The 6,614-nt window shown below is 62.0% G+C and carries 8 protein-coding genes; 5 read left to right on the forward strand and 3 right to left on the reverse strand.

The genetic code is table 11. From position 1 onward, the window contains the following. Nucleotides 1-19: 19 nt before the first annotated feature. Together NTD81_RS16185 and NTD81_RS16190 are read left to right on the forward strand one after the other, a co-directional pair. Entirely contained in the window at nucleotides 20-490 is a 471-nt protein-coding gene (locus NTD81_RS16185) for a chemotaxis protein CheW (RefSeq protein ID WP_262183684.1), read from the forward strand. A gap of 49 nt (nucleotides 491-539) precedes the next feature. Then, nucleotides 540-974, forward strand: a complete 435-nt coding sequence (locus tag NTD81_RS16190) for a hypothetical protein (RefSeq protein WP_262183685.1) — start codon at nucleotides 540-542, stop codon at nucleotides 972-974. Nucleotides 975-992: 18 nt separating this feature from the next. Here the strand turns inward: NTD81_RS16190 and NTD81_RS16195 are convergent, their stop codons facing one another. From NTD81_RS16195 to NTD81_RS16205, 3 genes are all read right to left on the reverse strand, one after another. Then, nucleotides 993-1,415 (reverse strand): OsmC family protein, encoded by a 423-nt coding sequence (locus NTD81_RS16195; protein WP_262183686.1) that lies wholly within the window; start codon nucleotides 1,413-1,415, stop codon nucleotides 993-995. 83 nt (nucleotides 1,416-1,498) lie between these two features. Next, nucleotides 1,499-2,497 (reverse strand): LLM class flavin-dependent oxidoreductase, encoded by a 999-nt coding sequence (locus NTD81_RS16200; RefSeq protein WP_262183687.1) that lies wholly within the window; start codon nucleotides 2,495-2,497, stop codon nucleotides 1,499-1,501. A 78-nt stretch (nucleotides 2,498-2,575) separates the two neighbouring features. Beyond that, a complete protein-coding gene (locus NTD81_RS16205) occupies nucleotides 2,576-3,463 on the reverse strand; it encodes a LysR family transcriptional regulator (RefSeq protein ID WP_262183688.1) in 888 nt (295 codons plus the stop codon). 121 nt (nucleotides 3,464-3,584) lie between these two features. Here NTD81_RS16205 and trpB point away from each other — a divergent pair, with 121 nt between their 5' ends. From trpB to NTD81_RS16220, 3 genes are all read left to right on the forward strand, one after another. Further along, nucleotides 3,585-4,799, forward strand: coding sequence for a tryptophan synthase subunit beta (trpB, locus tag NTD81_RS16210; protein ID WP_262183690.1), 1,215 nt, complete (start codon nucleotides 3,585-3,587; stop codon nucleotides 4,797-4,799). After that, complete coding sequence (trpA, locus tag NTD81_RS16215; protein ID WP_262183691.1) at nucleotides 4,799-5,605, forward strand: tryptophan synthase subunit alpha; 807 nt, start codon at nucleotides 4,799-4,801, stop codon at nucleotides 5,603-5,605. The genes trpB and trpA overlap by 1 nt, the downstream gene beginning before the upstream one ends. Before the next feature lie 311 nt (nucleotides 5,606-5,916). Beyond that, nucleotides 5,917-6,549, forward strand: a complete 633-nt coding sequence (locus NTD81_RS16220) for a TetR/AcrR family transcriptional regulator (protein ID WP_262183692.1) — start codon at nucleotides 5,917-5,919, stop codon at nucleotides 6,547-6,549. Nucleotides 6,550-6,614: the final 65 nt, after the last annotated feature.

The following is a 6,614-nucleotide window of genomic DNA, read 5'->3' on the forward strand; positions in this document are numbered from 1 at the left end:
CGCCGCACAGGAAATTTTTATGAGCCAAGCCCTAAGCCCGCAAAATAGTGCCGACAGCCTGACGGGCTTGATCGTGCCGCTGACGGATCGCAACTTGCTGCTGCCCAACGTGGCCTTGGCTGAGCTGATCGCTTATCGCAACGTGCAACTGAACGAAGGCGCGCCGCAGTGGTTTGTCGGCCAAGTGGCCTGGCGCGATCTGCGTCTGCCTTTGTTGTCGTTTGAGGCGGCCAGTGGCGGCAGCGCTCAGGTCAGCCCCAGCGCGCGGGTGGCGGTGCTGAATGCCTTGGGCGGGCGCGGCAAGGTGAAGTTTATCGCCCTGCTGGTGCAGGGGATTCCCCGTTCGCTCAAAGTCGGTCCGGAGCTGGCGCGCGCTGACGCGCCGCTGCTGCCGTTGGAGCTGGAGGCGGTGCAGCATGCCGATGGCGTGTTGAAAATCCCCGATCTGCTCGGCCTTGAGCAAATGCTGGCGGACGCCGGTTTGATCTGACCCGCAGGCACTTTTCATACAGAACCTGCAGCCGTAAAGGATTAAGGCGATGCATATGGCACTACCCACGGCGCTGCTGGGTGCGGCGCTGGTGACTTTAGGCGGCTGCGCCAGCCCGTTGCCCAAGGCTGATCCCAACCAGGCTTGGGTCACCATGCACAGCCCGGCGAGCAGCCTGCTGATGGCCGACTTGCTGGATGGCAAGCGCTGGCCCGATGGTCGTTATTTCCAGATGCCCAGCGGCGCCCACGAACTGCGTGGGCGTTTTATGTTTGAAGTGCGCGGCGGCGGTGGCGGTCACGATGGCTTCGCCGAGCCCCGGCAAATCACCTGCCTGCTGTTGCTGCGCTATGCCGACTTTGCCAGTGGTCAACGCTATCGTTGGGAGGCTCGGGCCTGGCTGATGGGGGCCAAGTCACGCCTGCTCAACAGCGCCGGCGAAGTGCTCGCCCAGGGTGAAACCCTGCGCTGCGGGCCTTATTAGCACCTACGGATTTAATCCCTAGAGCAACTGCGCATCGAGGCTGATGCTGGCGTTGATCACCTTGGATAACGGACAGCCGGCCTTGGCGCTTAGCGCCGCTTGCTCAAAACGCTCTTGATCGGCACCGGGGATAGCCGCGCGCAAGATCAGGTGTACGGCGGTGATGGCAAAGCCGTCGGCCTGCTTCTCCAGGGTCACTTCCGCCGTGGTGTCGATGCTTTGCGCGGTCAGGCCCAAGTCGCCCAACTCTTTACTCAACGCCATGCTGAAACAGGCCGCATGGGCCGCGCCGAGCAGTTCTTCAGGGTTGCTGCCGGGTTTGTCGGAGAAGCGCGTTTTAAAGCCATAGGGCGTCTTAGCTAAGGCGCCGCTCTCGGTGGAAATATGCCCAGTGCCGTCTTTGATGCTGCCTTGCCAGTGGGCCGATGCTGTCTTCTTCATGGCGCTGCTCCGGTGGGGTATGCAGTTCAGAGCAGCACCAGCGGGTGAAGTTCGACCAATTGTCCGGCAGGCGGTGGGCGGTTTTAGCCGCGTAGCTCCTTGAGCAGGTCGAAGGCATGCAGACGGTCGGCGAAGTCGTACATATCGCAGGTGAAGATCAGTTCATCGGCGTCCGTCTGCTCCAGCAAGCTGTTTAGGCGCGCCCGCACGGTGTCGGGGCCACCGATCATGGCCAGGCCCAAGAAGCTGCTGACTGCCTCGCGCTCGTGGGGCAGCCACAGGCCTTCCATAGCCTTGACCGGCGCTTTTTGCACCAGGCTATGGCCGCGAATCAGCGCCAAAATCCGCTGAAACGCCGAAGTGGCCAGGTACTGCGCCTGCTCATCGGTGTCGGCCAGCAGCAGCGGCACGCCGAGCATCACATAGGGCTTATCCAGCACGGCGGAAGGCTGGAAGTGGTTACGGTAGATGCGGATCGCCTCGTGCACATAGCGCGGTGCAAAGTGCGAGGCAAAGGCGTAGGGCAGGCCCTTTTGCCCGGCCAGTTGGGCGCTGAACAGGCTGGAGCCGAGCAGCCAGATCGGTACTTCGGTGCCGGTGCCGGGCATGGCGATCACGCGCTGATTGGGCTGGCGCGGGCCGAGGTAGCGCTGCAGCTCTTCGACATCAGCCGGAAAGTCATCGGCGCTGCCGCTGCGTTCACGGCGCAGCGCCTGGGCGGTGAACTGATCAGCGCCGGGCGCGCGGCCCAGGCCCAAGTCGATGCGCCCTGGATACAGCGTGGCGAGGGTGCCGAACTGCTCGGCAATCACCAGCGGCGCATGGTTGGGCAGCATCACCCCACCCGAGCCCAGACGGATGCTGCTGGTGCCGGCGGCCAGATACCCGAGCAGCACCGAAGTGGCGGAGCTGGCGATGCCATCCATATTGTGGTGTTCGGCCACCCAAAAACGCTTAAAGCCTAAGCCTTCCACATGCCGGGCCAGGGCCAGGGAGTTGTGCAGGGCTTGCGCGGCATTGCCATCGTCGCGGATTGGAGCGAGGTCGAGAACGGAAAGTTGGGTCTGCGCCAGAGCACTCATCGGGCACCTCTTAGACAGAAATAGTTGAGTGAGATAGTGGGGTATCTTCCACCGATTCGCCGGCTTGTCCAGCCGACTTTAGCCCCTGAGTTGCCCGCGTAGCCACTGCGCAAGCAATTGCGCACGCTTGTCTAGACTGCGTGCCGGCACCCACAACGCCAGGCGGGCCGAGGCCTGGACAAAGCCCCAAGGGGCGACTAAACGACCAGCGCTGAGGTCGTCGGCCACCAGTTGCTGCGGCGCGATGGCTACGCCTAAACCGGCGGCGGCAGCTTCCAACAGGTAGTACAGGTGCTCAAATCCTTGGCCCAGACGCAACTGGCTGGCATCCAGGCCGTTGCTGGCGGCCCAGCTCGGCCAGGCTTGGGGGCGATTTAAGGTGTGCAGCAACGGCTCGTTGAGCAACGTGGCGGGGGACGCCTGATGCAACTCGGCAAAACGTCCATAACGCGGGCTCAGCACCGGACCGATGCGCTCGGCGGCCAACTCATACACCTGCATATCGGCCGGCCACGGCGGTTCGGCGTACCACAGGGTGGCGTCCACGCCGCTGCGCCGTGGGTCCAGCTCGCCTTCGCTGGCCGAGAGATGCAAGCGCAGTTGCGGCAAGTCGCGGTTGAGTTGATCCAAGCGCGGGATAAACCAGCGGGCTAGCAAGCTGCCCGGACAGGCCAGCACGAAGGGCGCATCGGCCTGACCTTGCTGCAGTTCGGCGCAGGTGCTGCGCAGGCGGGTGAACACTTCGCTGCTGACATCGCGCAGGCGCAGGCCGTTATCTGTGAGTTTAAGGCCGCGACCTTCCTTGCTGAAAAGGCTGAATCCCAGGTGTTCTTCAAGGCTGCGGATCTGCCGACTGATCGCCCCGTGAGTCACGTGTAGCTCAGCAGCGGCCAGACTCAGGCTACCTAGGCGGGCGCTGGCCTCGAAGGCACGCAGGGCGTTGAGCGGCGGAAGATCCTGACTCATATGTGAGTTTTCCTGACAGGTTATGGCGATCTTATCGCTTTTGCCCGAGGCCGCGCAGCTTTATCCTTAGGCCCATTGTTCACAGCCTGCGCTGGCAGGTTGGAATTTCCAGGAGAAAGTTATGACGTCCTTGCGTTCCGGTCCCGATGGCAAAGGCCTGTTTGGCTCATTTGGTGGCCAATATGTAGCCGAAACTCTGATGCCGCTGATCCATGATCTGGCCGCTGAATATGACAAAGCCAAGCTCGATCCGGATTTCCAAAAAGAGCTGGCGTACTATCAGCGCGATTTCGTCGGCCGGCCCAGCCCGCTGTACTTCGCCGAGCGCCTGACTGAGCACTGCGGCGGCGCGAAGATCTACTTCAAGCGTGAAGAGCTCAACCACACCGGCGCACACAAGATTAACAACTGCATCGGCCAGGTGTTGCTGGCACGACGCATGGGCAAAAAACGCATCATCGCCGAGACCGGCGCGGGCATGCACGGCGTGGCCACTGCCACCGTGGCGGCGCGCTTTGGCATGGAGTGCGTGATCTTTATGGGCACCACCGACATCGATCGCCAGCAGGCCAACGTGTTCCGCATGCGCTTGCTCGGCGCCACGGTGATCCCGGTCGTAGCCGGCACTGGCACGCTGAAGGATGCGATGAACGAAGCCCTGCGCGACTGGGTGACCAACGTCCACAACACCTTCTACATGATCGGCACCGTGGCCGGTCCGCACCCTTATCCACAGATGGTCCGCGACTTCCAAGCGGTAATCGGCAAAGAAACCCGCGCCCAACTGCAAGCGCAGGAAGGCCGTCTGCCCGACAGCCTGGTGGCGTGCATTGGCGGTGGCTCCAACGCCATCGGCCTGTTCCATGAGTTCCTCGACGACAAGTCGGTGCAGATCATCGGCGTCGAAGCCGCCGGTTATGGCATCGAAACCGGCAAGCATGCGGCCAGCCTTAATGGCGGCGTGCCGGGGGTATTGCATGGCAACCGCACCTTCTTGCTGCAGGACGACGATGGCCAGATCATCGACGCCCACTCGATTTCCGCAGGCCTCGACTACCCGGGCATCGGCCCAGAGCACGCGTGGTTGCACGAAGTCGGCCGGGTTGAGTACACCTCGGTAACCGACGCTGAAGCACTCAAAGCCTTCCATACCTGCTGCCGCTTAGAAGGCATCATCCCGGCGCTGGAAAGCTCCCACGCCCTGGCTGAAGTCTTCAAACGTGCGCCGACGCTGCCTAAGGATCACATCATGGTGGTCAACCTGTCCGGCCGTGGCGACAAAGACATGCAGACCGTTATGCACCACTTGGATCTTGATCAGCAGGAGAACCACTAATGAGCCGCCTGCAGACCCGCTTTGCCGAGCTTAAGCAGCAAAACCGCGCCGCCCTGGTGACCTTTATCACCGCCGGTGACCCCGACTACGCCACCTCCCTGCAAATCCTCAAAGGCTTGCCGGCTGCTGGCGCCGATGTGATCGAGCTGGGCATGCCCTTCACCGATCCCATGGCCGATGGTCCAGCCATCCAACTGGCCAATATCCGCGCCCTGGCTAACGGCCAGAACCTGGCGAAAACCCTGGAGATGGTTCGCGAGTTTCGTAAGACCGAGCAGCGCACGCCGCTGGTGCTGATGGGCTACTTCAACCCGATTCACCACTACGGTGTGCCGCGGTTTATCGAAGACGCCAAGGCCGCCGGGGTGGATGGCCTGATCGTGGTGGATCTGCCGCCAGAACATAACGCTGACCTGTGTGATCCGGCTCAGGCGGCGGGTATCGACTTTATCCGCCTGACCACGCCAACCACCGATGATCAGCGCCTGCCGACCGTGCTTAACAACAGTTCGGGCTTTGTTTACTACGTGTCGGTGGCCGGCGTCACTGGCACAGGTTCCGCCACCACTGAGCATGTGCAGGAAGCCGTAGCGCGTCTGCGTCGGCATACTGATTTGCCACTGTGCATTGGTTTTGGCATCCGCACTCCGGAGCATGCGGCAACTATCGCGCGCTTGGCCGATGGAGTGGTGGTCGGTTCGGCATTAATTGACCAAATCGCCAATGCCGCCGATAGCGGTCAGGCCGTGGAGGGCGTGTTGAGTCTATGCGCCGCTCTAGCGCAAGGGGTTCAGCAAGCAAGATAGTGCTTGCGTGCCTAGGTAAGGTTTATTGGCTAGCAGGCCCGGCTACTGACTCAGTAGCCGGGCTTTTTTTCACCGGTAATTCCATCGCCAGCAAGGCTGCTACGCCTTTGTTCCGCGGCTGGTAGTGGCAAAATCGGCGAGCAGGCAGTGAGGGGGCGGATCGCGGGTGATTTGCCCCGATAAGGCGCGGTATCAGACCTAAGTGCTGCGGGTGCAATCCCGTGCTGACGTACGCACACTCGCAGGTGCGACTTGCAGCTGATGCGCTGCATAGCGTCCAATAAGCTCTCCTGAACTTATTGAGTGCTCCCATGCCACGCCCGCTAATCGTCCGCAAGCCCCGCGCCAGTAGCCAGATCCGCATCGCCGGGATTCTTGCCGCCGCCCGCGAGTTGCTTGGCGAGCAGGGTGTGGCTGGCTTGTCGATTTACAATGTGGCCGAGCGGGCTGGGATTCCACCGTCCTCGGTGTACCACTTCTTTGCCAGCGTGCCGGCGTTGCTCGAAGGCCTCACGGCTGATATCCATAGCGCTTTTCGCGCCTGTTTGGAGGCGCCGGTGGAGCACAGCGAGCTGTGCCAATGGAGCGATCTGTCGCGTTTGATCGAGCAGCGCATGCTGGCGATTTACGCCGCAGACGCCGCCGCGCGTCAGTTGATTTTGGCCCAGCATGGTCTGGCCGAAGTGACCCAGGCCGACCGTCAACACGACATAGAACTGGGGCAACTGATGCAGGCCTTATTCGACAGGCATTTCCCCTTGCCGCAATTACCCGATGATGTCGACGTGTTCGCCTTGGCCATGGAACTGGGCGACCGGGTTTACGCGCGCTCGGTGCAATTGCACGGCGAAATCACCCCACGCATGGCCGAAGAAGGTATGCGCGTGTTCGACGCCTACCTGGCCCTCTACCTGCCGCCGCATTTGCCTAAACGGCCTGATTAACCCTCACACGTTGGATGGCTGGCCGCCATGGTGCAAGCGCCTGTGCGGCGATTGCACCTTACGAG

Source organism: Pseudomonas sp. 5P_3.1_Bac2 (genome assembly GCF_025465995.1).
Taxonomy (GTDB): domain Bacteria; phylum Pseudomonadota; class Gammaproteobacteria; order Pseudomonadales; family Pseudomonadaceae; genus Aquipseudomonas.

Bases quoted from the DNA above. Each gene is read 5' to 3' on its own strand.
- NTD81_RS16185 (WP_262183684.1), top strand. From the start codon at position 20: ATGAGCCAAGCCCTAAGCCCGCAAAATAGTGCCGACAGCCTGACGGGC.
- NTD81_RS16190 (WP_262183685.1), top strand. From the start codon at position 540: ATGCATATGGCACTACCCACGGCGCTGCTGGGTGCGGCGCTGGTGACT.
- NTD81_RS16195 (WP_262183686.1), bottom strand. From the start codon at position 1,415: ATGAAGAAGACAGCATCGGCCCACTGGCAAGGCAGCATCAAAGACGGC.
- NTD81_RS16200 (WP_262183687.1), bottom strand. From the start codon at position 2,497: ATGAGTGCTCTGGCGCAGACCCAACTTTCCGTTCTCGACCTCGCTCCA.
- NTD81_RS16205 (WP_262183688.1), bottom strand. From the start codon at position 3,463: ATGAGTCAGGATCTTCCGCCGCTCAACGCCCTGCGTGCCTTCGAGGCC.
- trpB (WP_262183690.1), top strand. From the start codon at position 3,585: ATGACGTCCTTGCGTTCCGGTCCCGATGGCAAAGGCCTGTTTGGCTCA.
- trpA (WP_262183691.1), top strand. From the start codon at position 4,799: ATGAGCCGCCTGCAGACCCGCTTTGCCGAGCTTAAGCAGCAAAACCGC.
- NTD81_RS16220 (WP_262183692.1), top strand. From the start codon at position 5,917: ATGCCACGCCCGCTAATCGTCCGCAAGCCCCGCGCCAGTAGCCAGATC.